This window comes from Actinoplanes campanulatus (genome assembly GCF_014647795.1).
GTDB lineage: Bacteria > Actinomycetota > Actinomycetes > Mycobacteriales > Micromonosporaceae > Actinoplanes > Actinoplanes campanulatus.
In genome coordinates this window covers 122372-140434 of record NZ_BMPW01000006.1, presented here as the reverse complement: position 1 = coordinate 140434, position 18063 = coordinate 122372, and the positions used below count along the sequence as shown (strand labels likewise).

Annotated in this window: 21 protein-coding genes; 14 read left to right on the top strand and 7 right to left on the bottom strand. The window is 69.2% G+C overall.

Annotated features, from left to right (window positions below):
- Positions 1-50 precede the first annotated feature (50 nt).
- A complete protein-coding gene (locus tag IEZ13_RS13505; protein WP_229794670.1) occupies positions 51-1844 on the top strand; it encodes a sensor histidine kinase in 1794 nt (597 codons plus the stop codon).
- A gap of 66 nt (positions 1845-1910) precedes the next feature.
- On the opposite strand, the gene IEZ13_RS13500 is transcribed toward IEZ13_RS13505, so the two are convergent.
- The 7 genes from IEZ13_RS13500 to IEZ13_RS13470 all read right to left on the bottom strand — a co-directional run bounded on the left by IEZ13_RS13500 (position 1911) and on the right by IEZ13_RS13470 (position 7216).
- Complete coding sequence (locus IEZ13_RS13500) at positions 1911-2606, bottom strand: SRPBCC family protein (RefSeq protein WP_183222756.1); 696 nt, start codon at positions 2604-2606, stop codon at positions 1911-1913.
- 94 nt (positions 2607-2700) lie between these two features.
- Positions 2701-3450 (bottom strand): hydrolase, encoded by a 750-nt coding sequence (locus IEZ13_RS13495; protein WP_183222506.1) that lies wholly within the window; start codon positions 3448-3450, stop codon positions 2701-2703.
- Positions 3451-3612: 162 nt separating this feature from the next.
- Positions 3613-3855 (bottom strand): carbon storage regulator CsrA, encoded by a 243-nt coding sequence (gene csrA / locus IEZ13_RS47490; RefSeq protein WP_183222505.1) that lies wholly within the window; start codon positions 3853-3855, stop codon positions 3613-3615.
- Between the two features lie 83 nt (positions 3856-3938).
- On the bottom strand, positions 3939-4337 hold the full coding sequence (fliW, locus tag IEZ13_RS13485; RefSeq protein ID WP_229794668.1) for a flagellar assembly protein FliW: 399 nt from the start codon (positions 4335-4337) through the stop codon (positions 3939-3941).
- Between the two features lie 41 nt (positions 4338-4378).
- Positions 4379-5275: a flagellin N-terminal helical domain-containing protein gene (locus tag IEZ13_RS13480; RefSeq protein WP_260179311.1), complete on the bottom strand. Its 897-nt coding sequence runs from the start codon at positions 5273-5275 to the stop codon at positions 4379-4381.
- 19 nt (positions 5276-5294) lie between these two features.
- A complete protein-coding gene (flgK, locus tag IEZ13_RS13475) occupies positions 5295-6731 on the bottom strand; it encodes a flagellar hook-associated protein FlgK (RefSeq protein WP_183222502.1) in 1437 nt (478 codons plus the stop codon).
- Positions 6731-7216, bottom strand: coding sequence for a flagellar protein FlgN (locus IEZ13_RS13470; RefSeq protein WP_183222501.1), 486 nt, complete (start codon positions 7214-7216; stop codon positions 6731-6733). Before IEZ13_RS13470 ends, flgK begins: the two co-directional genes overlap by 1 nt.
- Before the next feature lie 244 nt (positions 7217-7460).
- Between IEZ13_RS13470 and IEZ13_RS13465 the strand changes: the two genes are divergently transcribed.
- The 13 genes from IEZ13_RS13465 (at position 7461) to IEZ13_RS13405 (ending at position 18055) form a co-directional block, all read left to right on the top strand.
- On the top strand, positions 7461-8285 hold the full coding sequence (locus IEZ13_RS13465) for a flagellin N-terminal helical domain-containing protein (protein WP_183222500.1): 825 nt from the start codon (positions 7461-7463) through the stop codon (positions 8283-8285).
- A gap of 127 nt (positions 8286-8412) precedes the next feature.
- Positions 8413-9798 (top strand): flagellar filament capping protein FliD, encoded by a 1386-nt coding sequence (gene fliD / locus IEZ13_RS13460; RefSeq protein WP_183222499.1) that lies wholly within the window; start codon positions 8413-8415, stop codon positions 9796-9798.
- Between the two features lie 50 nt (positions 9799-9848).
- Positions 9849-10217: a flagellar export chaperone FliS gene (gene fliS, locus IEZ13_RS13455; RefSeq protein ID WP_183222498.1), complete on the top strand. Its 369-nt coding sequence runs from the start codon at positions 9849-9851 to the stop codon at positions 10215-10217.
- 8 nt (positions 10218-10225) lie between these two features.
- Positions 10226-10549 (top strand): hypothetical protein, encoded by a 324-nt coding sequence (locus tag IEZ13_RS13450; protein ID WP_229794667.1) that lies wholly within the window; start codon positions 10226-10228, stop codon positions 10547-10549.
- A gap of 185 nt (positions 10550-10734) precedes the next feature.
- A complete protein-coding gene (locus tag IEZ13_RS13445; protein ID WP_183222496.1) occupies positions 10735-11082 on the top strand; it encodes a flagellar basal body rod protein FlgB in 348 nt (115 codons plus the stop codon).
- Between the two features lie 2 nt (positions 11083-11084).
- On the top strand, positions 11085-11477 hold the full coding sequence (locus tag IEZ13_RS13440; protein WP_183222495.1) for a flagellar basal body rod protein FlgC: 393 nt from the start codon (positions 11085-11087) through the stop codon (positions 11475-11477).
- Entirely contained in the window at positions 11474-11845 is a 372-nt protein-coding gene (gene fliE, locus IEZ13_RS13435; protein ID WP_229794666.1) for a flagellar hook-basal body complex protein FliE, read from the top strand. The genes IEZ13_RS13440 and fliE overlap by 4 nt, the downstream gene beginning before the upstream one ends.
- 1 nt (position 11846) lies before the next feature.
- Positions 11847-13451 (top strand): flagellar basal-body MS-ring/collar protein FliF, encoded by a 1605-nt coding sequence (gene fliF / locus IEZ13_RS13430; RefSeq protein ID WP_183222493.1) that lies wholly within the window; start codon positions 11847-11849, stop codon positions 13449-13451.
- Between the two features lie 22 nt (positions 13452-13473).
- The gene (fliG, locus tag IEZ13_RS13425) at positions 13474-14499 is read left to right on the top strand and encodes a flagellar motor switch protein FliG (RefSeq protein ID WP_183222492.1); all 1026 of its coding nucleotides are present in this window, start codon (positions 13474-13476) and stop codon (positions 14497-14499) included.
- Positions 14483-15151, top strand: a complete 669-nt coding sequence (locus tag IEZ13_RS13420; RefSeq protein ID WP_221245669.1) for a FliH/SctL family protein — start codon at positions 14483-14485, stop codon at positions 15149-15151. Before fliG ends, IEZ13_RS13420 begins: the two co-directional genes overlap by 17 nt.
- Positions 15152-15162: 11 nt before the next feature.
- Positions 15163-16470, top strand: a complete 1308-nt coding sequence (locus IEZ13_RS13415; protein ID WP_183222491.1) for a FliI/YscN family ATPase — start codon at positions 15163-15165, stop codon at positions 16468-16470.
- Positions 16471-16622: 152 nt separating this feature from the next.
- Positions 16623-17081 (top strand): flagellar export protein FliJ, encoded by a 459-nt coding sequence (locus IEZ13_RS13410; protein ID WP_183222490.1) that lies wholly within the window; start codon positions 16623-16625, stop codon positions 17079-17081.
- A gap of 2 nt (positions 17082-17083) precedes the next feature.
- A complete protein-coding gene (locus IEZ13_RS13405) occupies positions 17084-18055 on the top strand; it encodes a transglycosylase SLT domain-containing protein (RefSeq protein ID WP_183222754.1) in 972 nt (323 codons plus the stop codon).
- Positions 18056-18063 lie beyond the last annotated feature (8 nt).

Genomic DNA, 18063 nt, shown 5'->3' with positions numbered 1-18063 from the left:
CCCGGGGGTAGCCCGCGTTATGCTCTTTCCCTCACGTATTGTGGGTATTTGTGCATATCGCGGCGCACGGCGTGGGCAGGCTGTCCCAGCTGACAGCCGCATGCGCCGGAGTGGTGGTCGCCGTCTTCGGTGCACTGCACACATTCGATGCGGGCGTTCCACCGGAGGGCCTTATCGGCACTCCGGCGGCCGCCCTGATTCCGGCCGGAATCGCCCTTGTGCTCCAGGTGACGCCCGTTCCCGATCCGGGGACGGGCCGTTTCCGCGTGGCCGCGGCGGTGTCGTTCGCCCTGATCGCGACCGGCGTGGGCGTCGCCTCCCTGGGCGGGCACCCGGCCGCGGGCGTCGCCACCACCCTCACCGGGCTGGCGATCGCCTGCCTCGATCTGCGCGTGCCCCGGCGTACCGGTGGGATCGGGTTCCGGGTCGCCGACCCGCTCCTGCTGGGCGCCGCGATCATCGTGCTGGTCGCCCTGGTCCCCCGGCTGGTCGAGCCGGCCGGCCCGCCCGGAGTCATGGTCACCCACCTGGCCGTCGCCCTGCTCATGCTGGTCATCGGCGCCATCCTGGCCCGCCCCGAGACCGCACCGGAGCACAGCCCTCCGGCCCCCGGGACACGCGCCGCCGTACGCGACCACGCCCCCGTCCTGATCGCCACGCCGATCGCCGCCGTGCTGGTCACCGTGATGGTCGCGGGCCTCGGGATCGGCCCCGTCGCCGCGGCGGTGAGCATCGCCGTGATCCTCGCGGCGCTCGCCCTGCTGGCCCTGCTCGCCTACCTGGTGCGCACCCTCGGCGCCGGCCGGCGTCACCGGCACATGGTCGACGATCTGCGCGAACGGCAGGACTTCGCGCAGACGCTGTTGCAGTCGATGAACGAGGCGGTCATGGTGATGGACGCCAACTACCGGGTGATCGACGTGAACCGGCGCTGGCGGGAACTCACCGGGCACGACGACACCCTGCCGGAGTCGCCGCCGCTGCCCCCGCCCGGCACCGGCGGCGACTGGCTGCTTCCCCGCGCCGACGGCACCGACGTGCCGGTGCTCGCCACCATGGCGGCCATCCCGGACGCGGCCGGCGCGACCCGCGGCTACGTCGCCACCTACGTCGACATCGCGGAGCGCAAGCAGGCCGAGGAGGAGCTCACCCAGCACGCCGCCGACCTGGAGCGCGGCAATGCCGAACTGGCCGCCGCCCTGGCCTTCAAGAACGACCTGACCTCCATGCTGACGCACGACGTGGCGCAGCCGATCAGCTCCATCGCGAGCCTCGCCGAACTGCTCTGCGCCGACTGGGCCGATCTGCCGGAGGACATCCGGCTGGAACTGGCCACCAAGATCGACAAGAACACCCGGCGGCTGATCAAGATGATGAACGACCTACAGCTGCTGTTCCGGCTGGACACCGGCACGGTCACCGCCCGCCGGGTGCCGGTGCCACTGCTCGAGGTGGTCGAGACGGTCAGCGCGGCGACGGCCGGCTCCGGCGACGTGGAGATCACCATCGACGAGGACCTGGCCGCGCTGGCCGACCGTGGGCACCTCATCGTCATCGTGGAGAACCTGCTGAAGAACGCACTCACGCACGGGGCGCCGCCGGTCCGCATCCGGGCCGGACGGGAGCCGGGCGGGAGCCTGCTCCTGAGCGTGCAGGACAGCGGCACCGGCATCCCGGAGGACGTGCTGCCCAACCTGTTCGGCCGGTTCATCCGGGGCGCCGGGCTCGGCCTCTTCATCGTCCGGCACCTGGTCGAGGCGAACGGCGGGTCGGTCCGCTACGAGCACGCCGAGCCACGTGGCGCCCGTCTGCTGGTCACCCTGGAAGCGGCGCCGGCGCTCTAGGCGTACCCAGGAAAGGGAAAGGCCCGGAGACGCTCGGCGTCTCCGGGCCGCTCAGGCCGGGAATCCCTAACCGCGTTCCTCTTCATTGATCATGCCGGTGCCCCACATGTCGCTCTGACCGGTGCGGCCGCCCATCCGGGCGGATCCGGCGACGCCGCCCGAGTTCTCGGCGCCGGCGGTGTTGGTGGCGGCGTCGGCCAGGGCCGCTTTCGCGGCGGCGTTGCGGTTGCGGATGCGGGCGGCGACCGAGGCCGGTGAGGCCGGATCGGCGGCGACGCCGGGCAGCAGGGTGTGCGAGTGGGCGGCCATCCGCTTGGAGCTGGCGCCGCTCTGCGGAATCGGGCGACCGCCGAGCACACCGCTCTCCACCAGGCCCTTGAAGGTGGTGAGGTCGTCCTTGAGCCGCCGGTTCAGCGACTCCTGCCCGTGCCGGTCACTGGGCATGAGGAACGCGACGTCAGCCTCCAACTGGGCGACGATCTGCGTCTTGGTCTCCCCCATCGGGCGCAGCGTGATGGTCTCGGCGAGCAGCGGGCCCTCCATGGTGGACCAGGAGACCCGCTCGTCCGGCGACCGCTCGATGATCTGGGCGTCGAACTCGCGGCGCTTCCCGTCGACATCCATGATCCAGTGGGTCTGGTCGGACCCGACCGCGGTCACCTGTCGCACGCCGGTCATGAAACGGGGGTAGTTCTCGAACGCCGCGAGCTGCTCGTACACCGTGTGAAGCGGTGCGCTCACCTCGATAGCCTGCTGAACCATGCTCATCGCAACTCTCCCATGCTGAAGTGCTGGCATCACAGAGAGTACGGAGGCTACTGCGAAACGTGTTCGATTTGGCGGTTCCTCGTCGCGCTCACACGCGGCGCAGGTATTGCCAGTGCCCCACCTCGGCGGCGTACCGGGCGTCGCTGGCCGGCACCACCATCACGGCGGCGTCCAGCAGCATCTGCACCACCCGCGGGGACGGGCTGCGCCAGGCCTCGCTGACCTCCACCACGGCGCCGGCGGCCCGGCAGGCCGTCGCCAGCTCGGCGACCAGCGCCGACGTGACCACGGAGTCGTCCAGGCCGACCTGCCCGAGCAGGGCGAGCGGGCGGGCCAGCTGGGTGGGCACGTACCGGGAGGCCCGCTCCATGCCCTTCACCGCCGCCGCCACCAGCAGCTCCGCCACCTGACCGGGAACCATCAGGCCGCCGTCCAGCCGGGCGCGGACCTCACGCGGACCGAGCACGTCGTCGCCGATCGGGAGGGCGGAGACCGCCACCGACAGGGCGTCCAGCGGGGCGAGGTCGGCCGGCAGGGCCAGCCACCCGTCCGCGCTGACCACCTCGACCTCGACCGCGACCCGCAGCGTCATCTCGGTACGGTGCCGGGCCCGCCGGACCGCGGCCGCGTACGCCGGGAGCCAGGTGGTGTCCGGCCCGGCCTGATCGGCGAAGGTGATCGCGGTCAGGCCGGCCTGGTCGGCGGCCGAAACCACCACACCCACCGCGTCCCGGCCGGCCGCGAATCCGGTGTGCACGTGCGCGTCCACCGCCAGATTCAGCGCGCGGGCCGTACCGACCACACCGCCTTCGATGACTGACTCGCGCTCTGTGCCCACCACTCGCCTCCCGGCTCGACGAACGGGATTCTCCCGACCAGATGAGAGTGCGGGTCCGGCGTTGTCCCCGGGGTCAGCGGACCGGTGCAGGTCAGGAGCGGCCGAGCCGGTGGGATGAGAAACGCCCGCCGCGTGATCGCGGCGGGCGTTCCCGGGTGTTCCTCATCCGGCCGATTCCGGCTTCTCGAATATCTTGGCGAGCGCCTTGACGGCGCCGTCGGTGGGCGAGGCGGCCGCCTGGTTGGCTTCCTGTAGTTCGCGGTAGACCTCCTCGCGGTGCACCTGCACGTCGCGGGGTGCCTGGATGCCCAGCCGGATGACGTCACCGCGGGCTTCGAGAACCGTGACGACGACGTCGTCGCCGATCATGACGCTCTCCCCGGCCCGCCGGGTCAGCACAAGCATCGGTGCCCTCCTCCATCCATGGAACGGACAGCATGGCAAAGGCGCGGCCGCGACGAAACGCGACCGCGCCCATACTTCGAGGTCTAGTATTTCTTGTTCATGATCGCCCGAACCGGGTAGTTCGAGCCGGTCAGGACGACCTGCATCGCTCGCATGCTGTCGCGGTCCAACACGATGGGGGCGAGCAGGTTCGCCGTGGTCTCGTTCTCCCCCGCGGTGATGACGGTGAGCAGCAGCAGCCGATCCGGGTCCTTGCAGTTCAGCGCGGAGAACACCGAGTTGTCGATCTCCGGGGCGTAGTCCGGGAAGAACGGCTCGGGCGGGGCCACGAGAAACCGGAGCTCGGGATCCTCGATGGACGTCAGCGCATAGAGCAGGCCGTCGTCGTTGATGCGCACCAGAACGAATTCCCGGTGTGCCGGGAAGCCGGGCATGGACGCCGCCATCATGATGGTCGGCAGCCCCAGCGACGGGTCGGTCATCGTGGCCTCAATCGGACGGGATGTGGTACGGGTAGTCATGGTCACCTCAGGAAATCGATGAGCGAGGGCTGGACCACCTTGGCCGTGGCGGCCAGGGCGGCCTGATAGGAGTTCTGCTGAAGCTGCAAATCCATGATCGCCTTCGGCAGGTCGATGTCCTCGATACCGGACAGCTGCGACGACACGGACATCAAGCGATCCTCGGCGGACTGCTTCATCTGGGTAACCCGATTGTATCGAGCGCCTACCTCCGAAAGGGTGGATTTCACGAGGTCAGACGCTTGATCGAGATTCTTCATACCGGCGTTGATGGCGGTGTGGTCACTCGCTCGGATCGCCGTCGAGAGGTCGTCCAGGACCCGGAAGAGCTGGGTCGGAGAGCCCTCGGCCCCGAAGACCTCCGGACCCCCCAGATCCACCCGGACCTTGGCGTTCGGGCCGACCGCCCGGAGCGTCTGAACCGTCGACTCGCCGACGTAGGTGCCGGACATGTCATAGGCCTCGGCGCCCACGGTGGCGCCGCCGAAGACCGGCCGGTCCAGATACTTGCTGTTCGCCTGTTGGAGCAGCGTGCCCTTGATCTGGTCGATCTCGGCAGCCCGGGCCGCGTTCGCCTCGGGTGAGGTGGCACCCGTGCTGGCCCCTTCGAGAGCGAGCTCGCGGACCCTGGACATCAGGCCGGTCATCGACTGCAGGTTGTCCTGCAGCATGCCGAGCCGGCCGAAGGCGTCGTCCGCGTTGAGGGAGTACTTCTGGTTCGCACGTACCTCCCCGCGCAACTGGAGGGCGGTGACCGTCCCGGTCGGGGAGTCGGAGGGCCGGTGCAGCTGCTTGCCGCTGGAGATCTGCTCCATGGTCGTGTGGGTCCGGCCGAGGCTGCGCTGGAGGTTCCCCATCACCCGGGTACGGACACTGTTCTCGGTGACGCGCGGGCTCATGCTCATGAAATGGCTCCCCTTACCTACCGACGAGGCCGGTACGGTTGATCAATTGGTCAAGCATCGAGTCGATCGTGGTGAGGACGCGTGAGGCCGCCTCGTATCCCCGCTGGTAGGTCAGCAGGTTGGTCATCTCCTCGTCGAGGTTGACCCCGGACTCCGCGTCGCGTGCCGCGTCCACCTGTTCGGTCACCGAGACCTGGATGTCGCGCCGCCGCATCGAGGACTGGGCGACCACACCGAGGTCGCCGATCAGCGACTGATACTCGGCGTCGGCTCCGCTCGTCGAGGCGCCCAGATCGGAGAGGCTGTCCGCGATCGACCCGTCGAGCACCGGCGGTGTCCCGGTGGGATCCCCTCCGGAGACCGCCAGCTTCCTCGTGTCGGTGATGCCGACCGCGATGTTGGCCGCGGTGATCGGGGTGCCGACCGGGAGACCGCCGCCCGCGATGAAGAGGTTCTGCCCGGTCGTGCCGTCGACGCTGTACCCGGTGCTGTGCAGGTCGTTGACTGTCTTCGCCAGGGCGGCGGCCACCTTGTCCAGCCGCCCGGCGATCTCGTCCAGCGTGCCGCCCTTGCCGAGCAACTCCATCTGGGCGCCCATGGTCCCGCCGGCGTTCACCGGAAGTCCGGTGTCCGCCCATCGCAGGTTGACCCCGGTGGCGGCGAGATCCTCGAGCCGCGTCGCGCTACCGGGCGCGACCTCGATCGTCTGGGAGGTGAACTCGCTGACCAGAGCGGCGTTACCGACGTAGACGTTCATCGAGCCGTTCGGCAGGCTCTGCGCCGTCGCACCGATCATGTCGGACAGTTTCAGCATCAGCTGCCCGCGCTGGTCGGCCAGTTCGTTCGGCTGGAGGCCGGCCGCGGTGGCCACCACGATCTCCTTGTTCAGCTTCGCGATCTCCGCGGCGGTCTTGTTCACCTCAGCGGTACGGATGTCCAGGCCGGTCCGGTTGGTCGTGTACTGGTTGTTCAGCGAGGCGGCCGCGTCGTTGAGCGACGCCGCCGCGGTCGCGGCCTGTTCGAGCAGCGCCGCCTTGGGCGCGCTCTGGGTGGGATTCATCGCGACGGCGTTCCAGCCGTCCCACAGGTCCTGCAGGCGAGCCTGGAGCGCGGTGTCGCTCGGCTCGGCGAAGACCTCCTCGATGAGCCCGTACGATCCGGCCCGCTCGGTGTGATACGCCGAGGTCCCGTGTTCGATGTAGCTGCGCTGGTCCAGCCCCGCGCTGCGCAACCGATCGACCGACGAGACCGCGACACCCGCGCCGGCCTCCGTCGACATGGAGTACATGCCGGGCACCGTGTTGGAGTTCAGCGAGCGCATCGACACCCGCTGCCGGCTGTAACCCTCGGTATTGGCGTTCGCGATGTTCTGGCCGGTCACGTCCAAGCCGCGACGCTGCGCGTAGAGCGACGTGAGCGCGGTGTTGATGCCGCCGAAAGTGCTGCCCATCAGATCGCCTCATCTACCAGGGTGGGGCGGCGCACGCCGCCGGTGACTGTCTGTCCCTGTGGTCCATACGTTTCCACTGTCTCGGCGAACGCGAGCATGGTTTCGCGGGCCGCGCGCTGCCCGGCCGTGAGCAGGTCCCGGTTGACGTCTGCCAGCGTCCGGATCTCCGAGGTCAGCAGCAGGAACGCCTTGCGGTGCTGGTGCAAGAGGTCGGACCAGGGGTCCGGGGCGGCATCCGCCAGCTCGCCGAGCGAGGCCTCCGGGTCCAGACCCAGTTCGGCGGCCACCGCCTGCGCGTACGTCGCCCGGATGACCTCGGTCTGCCGGATCTGATCGAGCACCAGCTCCACCTCGCGGGTGGCGTGGCTGAGCCAGCGCGAACGGTTGGCGGCGAGCAGCAGCTGCTCCTCCTCCAGTTTGAAGAGCAGCATCTCCAGCAGCTCACGTGAGCGCCACAGGACACTGGCCAGATCGGTCAGGCTCACGTGGTCCTCCGTCGTGTCGATGGTCGGGCCACCCGCCGGGCGGACCGTTCATCCGGGCAGATCGGCACATCGGCCTTAACACTGAGCAGTTTCGCCGCCGACCGGCACTTCTCCGTTTCGCCCGATAGGCCCGAAGAATTTTCCGATAATCCTCATGGCCTCCCGCCGGTCCGCCGATGGGTAGGGCACAACACCACGGCTCACGGACGGGCCGGTCAGGACCCCACTCAAGGAGGAATTTCTCATGGGTCTTCGTATCAACCAGAACATCGCCGCGCAGAACGCCTACCGCAACCTCTCCGTCAGCGACAACCAGATGTCGAAGCAGCTGGAGAAGCTGTCCAGCGGTTTCCGCATCAACCGCGCGGCGGACGACGCGGCCGGCCTCTCGATCTCCGAGGGTCTGCGCTCCCAGGTCGGTGGCCTCAAGGTCGCCACCCGCAACGCCCAGGACGCGATCAGCGTCGTGCAGACCGCTGAGGGCGCCCTGAGCGAGGTCACCAGCATGGTGCAGCGCATGCGTGACCTGGCCGTGCAGGCGAACAGCGCCGCCCTGGACACCGACGCCAAGGCGGCGTCGCAGAAGGAGGTCGACGAGCTCGCCCTCGAGATCACCCGGGTCAGCGACACCACGTCGTTCGGTAAGTCGAAGCTGCTTGACGGTTCCTTCACCGCCAAGGACTTCCAGGTCGGCGCGAACACGGGTGCGGAGGATGTCCTCAGCATCTCGATCGGTGCCATGGACGCCACCACTCTCGCCATCGACGCTCTCGACCTGAGCACCAGCGCCGGTGCGACGGCCGCCATCGATGCGCTGGACGCTGCCCTCAAGACGGTCACCGACCAGCGGGCCTCGCTCGGTGCGTCCCAGAACCGCTTTGAGCACACCATCAACAACCTCAACACGACCGTCGAGAACCTGTCCGCGTCGGAGTCCCGTATCCGGGACGCCGACATGGCCACCGAGATGGTCTCGTTCACCCGTTCCCAGATCCTGACCCAGGCTGGCACGGCCATGCTCTCGCAGGCCAACCAGTCCTCGCAGGGTGTGCTGTCGCTGCTCCGCTGACGTTCTAACCGGACGGCAACCGACAACAACTGAATTAGCAAGGCGCGATACCGAAGATGGGGGTGGACCGGCAACGGCCACCCCCATCCGCATTCACAACCGGCTAGACCCCTGAAGGTAGGTACCCGTGGTCAGCTCCATCGACGGTCTCGTCAGCGGTCTCAGCACCTCCTCGATGATCACGCAGTTGATGCAGGTCGAGGCCGCCCCGCAGAACAAGCTCAAGGCCAAGGCGCAGACCGCGCAGAACGCGCAGAACGCCTACCAGTCGGTCAACACCAAGCTGAAGGCCGTCAAGACGGCCGCGGACGCGATGCAGTCGCTCACCACCTGGCGATCGCTCAAGACCGAGTCCACCTCGACGAGCGTCACCGCCGCGGCCACCGGTGGCATGTCCGGCATGTCCGGCAGCATCACCTTCGACGTGGACCAGGTGGCCCGGGCACAGGTCAGCGTCGTCAAGAACGTCGACACCACCGCGACCACCTATCCCCGCTCGTTCACGATCACGACCGGAGCGTGGTCGGACAGCGACGCGGACGGGACGAACGACCTGTTCACCGCCGCCGGCGCCCCCACCACGATCACGATTCCCGCCGATCAGGACCCCACGGCCGCCAACATCGCCGCCGCCGTCAACGCGGCCGGGCTCAATGTCCGCGCGACCGTGGTCAACACCGACGGCACCAACGGCGTGCTCCAGTTCTCCGGCACCAAGACCGGCGCCGGCAACGGATTCCAGGTGGATCTCAGCGCGGGTGGCCTCACCGCCGAGGACACGCCCTCGCAGAGCGCCCTCCTCAAGGTGAACCCGGGCACCGCCGCGGAATACGCGGTCAGCAGCGACACGAACACGTTCAGCGGGCTGATGCCGGGCGTGGCGATCACGGCCACCAAGAAGGAGGCCGGCGTCACCGTCACGGCCGCCTCGGACGCCGCCGCCGTCACCGCGAAGATGCAGGCGATGGTGGACGCCATGAACGCGGCGCTCACCGAGGTGAAGACGCAGACCGCGTACAACGTGGGGACGAAGAAGGGCTCGGCCCTCACCGGTGACTCCACCGTGCGGGAGATGAGCCAGGCCATCCTCGGCACGGTGAGCCGGGGCCTGACCTACGACCGGACCCTGCCCGACCAGACCACCGAGACGGTCGACTTCGGCAGCCTCAGCCAGTTCGGCGTCGGGCTGAACCGGGACGGCCAGCTGACCTTCGACGCGGCCAAGTTCACCGCCGAATACAACAAGGACCCGCAGAAGATCCAGCAGGTCGGCACCGCGTTCGCCAGCCAGGTGGAGGCTCTCGCCGACAAGCAGTCCACGGTGATCACGAATGCCGTCACCGGCCGCAAGAACGAGATCGACTCGCTGAACGACCAGATCAGCAGCTGGGACGTCCGGCTGGTGAGCAAGCGTGAGGCGCTGCAGAAGCAGTACTCCGGCCTGGAAGTCGCGCTCGGCAAGCTCCAGAACCAGTCGAGCTGGCTGTCCGGTCAGCTGGCAGGCCTGATGTAACGCGTCCGCGACACCGACTCCGCACACACCGACCGAGGGGACCGACGACCGTGACCAACCACCGTGACCGCTATCTTCAGGACTCGATCAACACGGCTTCGCCGGCGAAGCTGCTGATGATGCTCTACGACCGGCTCGTGCTGGACCTGATGCACGGCGAGGAGGCCCTCCGCGGCGGTGACCGGGAGTCGGCGAACAACCGGATCGGCCACGCGCAGGAGATCGTCATGGAGCTGCACGCCAGTCTCAAGGTGGACGCGTGGGACGGCGCGCCGGGTCTGGCGAACCTCTACGGCTTCCTGCTCACCGAGCTGATCGGCGCGAACATCAAGCGGGACGCCGACCGGGTGGCCGCTTGCCGGAAACTGGTGGAGCCACTGCGTGACGCGTGGCGCGAGGCCGCTCTGGCCCCGGCATGACGACCGTGATGGCTTCCACCGATTGGCGGGGCGCCTGGAGCGCGGCGCTGGACGAGCTCGAGCTGGACGTGCTGACGGTCGAGACGCTGCTCGCCGATGAGCGGCGCCTACTCGAGACGCCGCCGGCGAACCTGTGGCGTCCGCCGACCGACCTGGGTGCGCTGCCGCTCGAACTCAGGCCGCGGGCGGACGAGATCCTCACCCGGCAGCTGGCGGCGGCCGAGGAGATCGCCCGGCGGATCACCGCGAACCGGCAGCAGGCGGCGATGACCGCCCGGATCGAGACCGGGGAGGCCGTCAAGCGCCCGGTCTACCTCGACTGCGCCATGTGATCCACGGCTGATGAAGGTCCCGTCCCCCGACACGGGGGACGGGACCTTTTCGTGTGCAACCTACCGGCAACCGGTTGGGACTCAGCGGATCGGCGAGTGCGCCGAAGTGCAGGGTACGAGCGACGGATTGCTCGAACGAGAAGCCAAGGATCGGCGACAGGAACGGATCGACGGAGGGAGCCACCTTGTTCGACGACCGCTCGTCGTCCGCGCTGCGGGTAGCGGTGACCGGGCTGGGCCTGCGCCAGCAGGCCATCGCCAACAACATCGCCAACATCGAGACCCCCGGCTACCAGGCCCGTAAGGTCAAATTCGAGGAGGCGCTGCAGAGCGCCGTCACCCAGGGCCGGACACCGGCCGAGGTGACCCCGAGCGTGCTGAGGTCGCTGGAGCCCACCCGGCTGAACGGGAACAACGTCAACCTCGACGAGGAGACGTTGTCGCACATCGACACCACGATGCGTTACAACCTCGCCATCCGGGCGCTGGACGGCAAGTACAGCCTGCTGCGTGAAGCCATCAAGGGGGCCTGACGATGAGTACCTTCAACGCCATCGGGATCGCCGGCACTGGTGTCACGGTCTACCGGAAGTGGCTGGACGCCGTGGCCGACAACCTCGCCAACGCCAACACCACGACCCGGACCAGCGAGAACGCCTTCCAGGCCCGGTACGTCGCGGCCCGCGCCGCGCAGGACGGGAACGGCGTCGAGGTCGCCGGCGCCCACTTCGGCAGCCCGGAGGGGATCCTGGTCCACGAACCGGACAACCCGCTCGCCGACGCCGAGGGTTACGTCCGCCGGCCGGACATCAACATGGGCGACCAGATGGCCCAGATGATGATGGCCCAGCGCTCCTACCAGGCGAACCTTGCGGTCGTCGACCGGGCACGCGAGACGTACACCGCCGCGATCAACCTCGGGAAGTGATTGTCTTGACCTCACCGATCAGCCCCATCGGCGGTTTCTCCTCCGTCTCCGGCCTCAGCGGTCTCAGCGGTGTCACCGGCGGCTTGAAAATCGGCGGCCTCGGCGGCGCCTCGGAGACCGGGTCCACGCCCTCCGCGGTCGGCCCGAACAGCGACTTCGCCAGCATGGTCGCCAAAGGCCTGGAGAACGTGCAGGCCGCCCAGACCAAGGCCAGCGACCTGGCCGTGCAGGTGGCCGACGGCCGGCTGCAGGACCCGGCGCAGTACACGATGGCTTCCACCGAGGCGGCCCTCGGACTGCAGCTGACCATGGCCGTTCGCAACAAGGCCGTCGAAGCCTTCCAAGAGATCATGAGGATGCAGGCCTGACATGACTGACCGCCTTCCCGCTCCCGTTCGCCGCGTTACGGACACCTTCAAGTCCTTTACACCGGGACAGAAGGCAGTCACCATCTTCGCGGTTCTCGCCATCCTCGTCGGTGGCTACTTCTTCGCCACCTGGGCGGCCAAGCCGTCGTACCAGACGCTCTTCAACAACCTCTCGACCAAGGACGCCGCCGCGATCGTCGAGTCGCTGGAGAAGTCCGGCACCTCCTACGAGCTGGCGAACGACGGCCAGACCGTCATGGTGCCGCGCGACCAGGTGAACGAGCTGCGGCTCCAGCTCTCCAGCGAGGGCCTGCCCGGCGACGAGGGCACCGGCTACTCGCTGCTGGACCAGCAGGGCATCACCACCAGCGACTTCATGCAGCACGCCAACTACCAGCGGGCGCTCGAGGGTGAGCTGGCCAGCACGATCAAATCCATCGACGGTGTCGAGGCCGCAACGGTTCACCTCGTGATGCCGCAGGAGGACATCTTCTCCGACGACGAGAAGAAGCCGACGGCGTCGGTGCTGGTCGCCTCGAAGCCGAACGAGGAACTCGACCAGCAGCAGGTGCAGTCGATCGTGCACCTGGTCGCGTCGAGCGTCGAGGGACTCGACCCCACCCAGGTCACGGTCGCCGGCTCGGACGGGCAGATGCTCTCCACCGGCGGGGGCAACACGGTCGGCTCAGCCGGCGCCGACAGCGGCACCGAGCAGCAGACGGTCGCCTTCCAGAACCGCATGAACACGTCCCTGCAGCGGATGCTCGACAACCTGGTCGGTCCCGGCAACGCGGTGGTCACCACCAGCCCGGTCCTGGACTTCGACCAGACCGAGACGCGCAGCAAGGAATACAGCACCGATCCGTCGATGCCCGCCGAGCAGGAGAACATCAAGAGCGAGACCTACGCCGGGACCGGCACCGGTACGGGTGGCGTGCTCGGCCCGGACAACATCCAGGTGCCGAACGGCGCCGGGGGCACCGGCCAGTACCAGCAGAAGGACGAGACCCGTACCCGCCGCTTCAACGAGGTGGAGGAGGTGCGCCGGAACGCTCCGGGCAGCATCGAGCGGCTCAACGTGTCGGTTCTGCTGGACAGCGCGGCCGCCGGTGCGGTCAACAAGGAAGAGGTGCAGCAGCTGCTCAGCGCGGCGGCCGGCATCGACCCGACCCGGGGCGACACCATCGCGGTGGCCGCCATGCCGTTCGACGACACCCAGGCGAAGGCGGCCCAGGAAGAGCTCGCGGCAGCGGCCGCGGAAGAGGAGTCGGCCAAGCGGACCAAGCTGATCCAGACGGCGGTCCTGCTGCTCGTGGTGCTGGCCCTGATCTTCCTGGCCTGGCGGGCCCACCGGCGTGCCAAGAAGCGCCAGCAGCAGCTGACCGACGAGGAGCGCCGTCTTCTCGAGGACATGCAGGCCGCGCTGGAGGCTCAGCGGGCGGAGCTGGAGATCGACGCGCCGCCGCCGCTGGAGCTGCCGGACACGGCCAACCAGATCGACGAGGCCCGGGAGGAACGTCGCCGGGAGATCGAGGAACTGGTCCGCGAGAAGCCCGACGAGACGGCGGCACTGATCCGCAGCTGGATGTCCTCTGACCCGGTCTAGCACTGAACGGCAGGAGTACCCGTTGACTACACCGCAGCTAGCCACGATGTCCATGACGGGCGCCCGCAAGGCCGCGATCATGCTCGTCCAGTTCGGCAAGGAGCAGGCCTCCCAGGTGATGGCGAACCTGACCGAGAAGGAGGTCGAGATGGTGTCCGCCGAGGTGGCTCGGCTGGGCAAGCTCCAACCCGCGCAGGTCGACGACGTGATGGACGAGTTCTACGTCATGGCGACCACCCGGTACGCCGGAGCGGGTGGCATGGATTACGCCCGGGAGCTCCTGGAGGCGTCGCTCGGTTCGGAGCGGGCGGCGCTGATCCTGGACCGGCTCGAGGCGTCGATGGACGACATCCCGTTCAACTTCCTCAGCAACGCGGACCCACGGCAACTGCTGTCCTATGTTCAGTACGAGCACCCGCAGACGATCGCCCTGGTGCTGGCGCACATCCCGTCGGCGCTGGCCTCGTCGATCCTGGCCAACCTGCCGTTGGAGGTGCAGACCGAGGTCGCGCACCGCATCGCGATCATGGACCGGACCTCGCCGGACATCATCCGGCAGGTGGAGAGCGCCCTCCAGCGCAAGCTCTCCAGCGTGCTGCAGCCGGACGAGCTCTCCACGGTCGGTGGTCTGCAACCGCTCGTCGACATCATCAACCGCGCCGACCGCACCACCGAGCGGCTCATCCTGGAAGCTCTCGAGACGCGCAGCCCGGAGCTGGCCGAGGAGATCCGCCGGCGGATGTTCATGTTCGAGGACATCGTGAACCTGGACGACCGCGCGGTGCAGCTGATCCTGCGGCAGGTGGAGCCGGCCGACCTGGCCACCGCCCTCAAGGGTGTGCCGGTGAGCGTGCGGGACAAGGTCACCGGCAACCTGTCCGAGCGGGGGCGGGAGAACCTGCTGGAGGAGATGGACCTGCTGGGCCCGGTCAAGGTCAAGATGGTCGAGGAGTCCCAGGCCAAGATCGTCGGCGTCATCCGCTCGCTGGAGGACTCCGGCCAGATCGAGATCCAGCGTGGTGGCGAGGCCGATGAGCTCATCGCCTGACCGGGTGATCCGCGGGGCGATGGCCGAGAACGCCGCCGCCGCGCGGTTCGCCGTCGATCTGCGGCCCGACACCCCGGTCGACAACGAAGCGGTCGAGAAGGCCAAACAGCAGGCCCGGACCACCGGTTACGCCGAAGGGTGGTCGGCGGGCAAACGTGACGCCGCGGTGGCCAACGAGGCCGCCGCGGCTCGCGCCGTGGTCGCCGAGGAGGAGCACGAGCATCGCCGCGCCATGGCCCTGGCCCAGGCGGTGAACGCCCTCGGCCGTGCCGTCACCGAGCTGGAGGACCAGCTCAGGCCGACCTACACCGATGTGCAGGAAATGATCATGGCGAGCGCCTGGGAGCTGGCCGAGGGAATCATCGGCCGGGCGCTGCGGGAGGACCCGGAACGCGGGGCGGACGCCCTGCGACGGGCCATGACCGCCGCCCCGCAACACGCCGACGTGGTCGTCAGCCTGCATCCGGACGACCTCCAGAGCCTGGTCGGCGAGGGCTCCGGGGGCGATTTCGACTATCAGGGGCGGCGGATCGTGCTGCGCCCCGATCCCGGGCTCCGACCCGGTGACGCCGTCGCCGAGACGGGTACCGCGACCGTCGACGCGACCATCGCCACCGCGATGGACCGCGCCCGGGAGGCCCTGCGGATGTAGAGGATCCGGCGATGACCGATCTGTTCCAGCACCGGCTGCACAGTGCCGTCGAGGCGGCCCGCCCCCTGGTCAGTGGGCGGGTCACCGGAGCTGTCGGGTTGCGCGTCACGGTCAGCGGGCTCGAGGCGAACGTCGGTGACCTGCTGCGGCTCGGCGTCGGTGAGGACATCGTGCTGGCCGAGGTGGCCGCGTTGGACGGGGAACGGCTCTCCTGCATGCCGCTCGGCCCGATCACCGGGATCGGCGCGGGCACCCCGGCGGTGAGCACCGGCGGGCCGCTGCGCGTCGCGGTCGGGCCCGACCTGCGCGGCCGGATCCTGGACGGGCTGGGCCGGCCGATGGACGGTGGTCCGCCGCTGCGCGGGCACCTGGTGCCGATCGACTCGGCGCCGCCCTCGGCCATGGAACGGCAGCTCGTCGACGCGCCGATGTCCCTCGGGGTACGCGTCCTGGACACCCTCGTCCCGTGCGGCCGGGGCCAGCGCATCGGCATCTTCGCCGGCTCCGGGGTCGGCAAGTCGACCCTGATGAGCATGATCACGCGGGGCACCTCGGCGGAATTGAACGTGGTCGCCCTGGTCGGCGAGCGCGGCCGCGAGGTACGCGAGTTCATCGAACACGACCTCGGCCCGGAAGGGCTGGCCCGCTCGGTGCTGGTGATCGCCACCTCGGACACCCCGCCGCTGGTCCGGCTCCGGGCCGGCGCGGTGGCCACCCGGATCGCCGAGTACTACCGGGACGACGGCGCCGACGTGCTGCTGATGATGGACAGCGTGACCCGTGCGGCGATGGCGCAGCGTGAGGTCGGCCTCTCGGTCGGCGAGCCGCCGGCCACCCGCGGATATCCGCCGTCCGTCTTCGCGATGCTCGCCTCCCTGCTGGAGCGGGCCGGGCCGGGCGCCCGGGGCAGCATCACCGGCCTCTACACGGTGCTGGTCGAAGGCGACGACCACAACGAGCCGATCGCCGACGCCGCCCGCTCGATCCTGGACGGGCACATCGTGCTGGACCGTAAGCTCGCCACCGCCGGGCACTTCCCGGCGATCCAGGCGCTGGACTCGATCTCCCGCGTCGCCAACCGGATCACGACACCGCAGCAGCGGTCCGACGCCACCGAGCTGCGCCGGCTGATGGCCGCGCACCGGGACGTGCGCGAACTCGTCGAGATCGGCGCCTACGTACCCGGTACCAATCCGGACGCGGACCGGGCCAACGCGGCCTGGCCGCAGATCGGCGCGTTCCTCCGCCAGGGCCTCGACGACCGCACCACCGCCGAGTCCGCCTGGGCCGAACTGCGCGCCCTGATCGCCACCACCTGAGGCGGTCACGGATCCGGACATCCGGGCGGGTCGCGGAGTTGAGGTGAGCGAGCGGGGCAGGTCGGGAGCGAAGCGGGTGCAGGACCTCAGCGGAGCGGCTGTCTGACCGAACCGGCATGTGAAGGCCCACCCGTCCCGCTAGGAGGCCAACGTTGAATCGTCTGTTTCGGCTGGCGCCCGTACTGCGTGCCCGCAAGGCCCAGGAGGACGCCGCCCGCGGCGCCGTGATCCAGTCCCGGGCCGATGTCCGGGACGCCGAGGCCATGGTCCGGCGCCGCAGGCTCGAACTCGTCGGGGCGGACGCTCCGTCCGAGGGCTCCGCCCGTGCCATGGTGGCGGCGCTGGTCGCCCGGCAGTCCCTCGCCTCCGGCCTCTTCGACGCACAGCGGATGGTGACCGCCGCCGAAGAGATCGAGCAGGAGAGACTCGCCGCCCTCGCGGACGCCGCCAAGCGGCGCCGGGCGGTGGAGATGATGGGCGACCGCCACGCGGCCATGGTCAAGGCCCACGACCTGCGGACCGATCAGGCCGTCCTGGACGAGCTCGCGGTGACCGCCAAGGCGCGCAGCGCCGCCGGAGACGTCCACGACCCGAGCCGGAGCGAAGCGTGACGATGCTGGGAGTCAGCGGGATCCTCTCCCGTGTCGCGGAACTGCAGAACCAGCTGGGCCTGAACCCGGTACAGGTCACCGCCGGCGGCGCCTCCAGCACGAAGTTCGCATCGGCGCTGGCCGGAGCCACCGGCACCCTCGGCGGGCCGGCCGTCACCGGCGGACCGAGCGGTGACGACATCGTCGCGGCGGCCAAGAAATATCTGGGTACGCCGTACGTCTTCGGCGGCACCGACCCGGACAAGGGTCTGGACTGCTCCGGCCTGGTCCAGCGGGCCTACCGGGACCTCGGTGTCGAACTGCCGCGCAACTCGTGGCAGCAGGCCCGCGCCGGGCGCCCGGTGGCGAGCCTGTCCGAGGCGAAGCCGGGCGACATCCTGGCGTTCAACTCGCCGGTCGACCATGTGGCGATCTACCTGGGCGACAACCGGATGATCGCGGCGCCGAAGCCCGGCGACCGCGTCAAGATCCAGAATGTGTACGAGACGCCCAGCGCCATCCGCCGGGTCCTCGACACCGTTCCCACCGCCGCGGTGCAGGACATGTCGTCGCTGCGCCCGGCCGAGCTCCGGACCGGCGGCGGGCTCGGCGGAGTGCCGTACGCCGACCTGTTCCTGAAGGCCGGCGCGAAGTATGACGTCTCACCGAAGCTGCTGGCCGCGGTTGCCAAGGTGGAATCCGGGTACGACCCAAAGGCGGTCAGTAAAGCCGGCGCCCAGGGCCTCATGCAGCTCATGCCGTCCACCGCTCGCGGCCTCGGGGTGCACGACGCCTTCGACCCGGCTCAGGCCGTGAACGGGGCCGCCAAGCTCCTGTCCCAGCATCTGCGCGAGTTCAAGTCCGTACCGCTTGCCCTGGCCGCGTACAACGCGGGCGGCGGAGCGGTCCACAAGCACAACGGCATCCCTCCGTACGCGGAGACCCAGGCATACGTCCCGAAGGTGCAGAACGCCCTGGCCGCGCTCGATCGCTGAGTTCGGTC

Coding starts and splice junctions, on each gene's coding strand:
- IEZ13_RS13500 (WP_183222756.1), bottom strand. CDS start 2,606: ATGGTTCAGCAGGCTATCGAGGTGAGCGCACCGCTTCACACGGTGTAC.
- csrA (WP_183222505.1), bottom strand. CDS start 3,855: ATGCTTGTGCTGACCCGGCGGGCCGGGGAGAGCGTCATGATCGGCGAC.
- fliW (WP_229794668.1), bottom strand. CDS start 4,337: ATGACCGACCCGTCGCTGGGGCTGCCGACCATCATGATGGCGGCGTCC.
- IEZ13_RS13480 (WP_260179311.1), bottom strand. CDS start 5,275: ATGAGCCCGCGCGTCACCGAGAACAGTGTCCGTACCCGGGTGATGGGG.
- flgK (WP_183222502.1), bottom strand. CDS start 6,731: ATGGGCAGCACTTTCGGCGGCATCAACACCGCGCTCACGTCGCTCTAC.
- IEZ13_RS13465 (WP_183222500.1), top strand. CDS start 7,461: ATGGGTCTTCGTATCAACCAGAACATCGCCGCGCAGAACGCCTACCGC.
- IEZ13_RS13450 (WP_229794667.1), top strand. CDS start 10,226: ATGGCTTCCACCGATTGGCGGGGCGCCTGGAGCGCGGCGCTGGACGAG.
- IEZ13_RS13440 (WP_183222495.1), top strand. CDS start 11,085: ATGAGTACCTTCAACGCCATCGGGATCGCCGGCACTGGTGTCACGGTC.
- fliF (WP_183222493.1), top strand. CDS start 11,847: ATGACTGACCGCCTTCCCGCTCCCGTTCGCCGCGTTACGGACACCTTC.
- IEZ13_RS13420 (WP_221245669.1), top strand. CDS start 14,483: ATGAGCTCATCGCCTGACCGGGTGATCCGCGGGGCGATGGCCGAGAAC.
- IEZ13_RS13415 (WP_183222491.1), top strand. CDS start 15,163: ATGACCGATCTGTTCCAGCACCGGCTGCACAGTGCCGTCGAGGCGGCC.
- IEZ13_RS13405 (WP_183222754.1), top strand. CDS start 17,084: ATGCTGGGAGTCAGCGGGATCCTCTCCCGTGTCGCGGAACTGCAGAAC.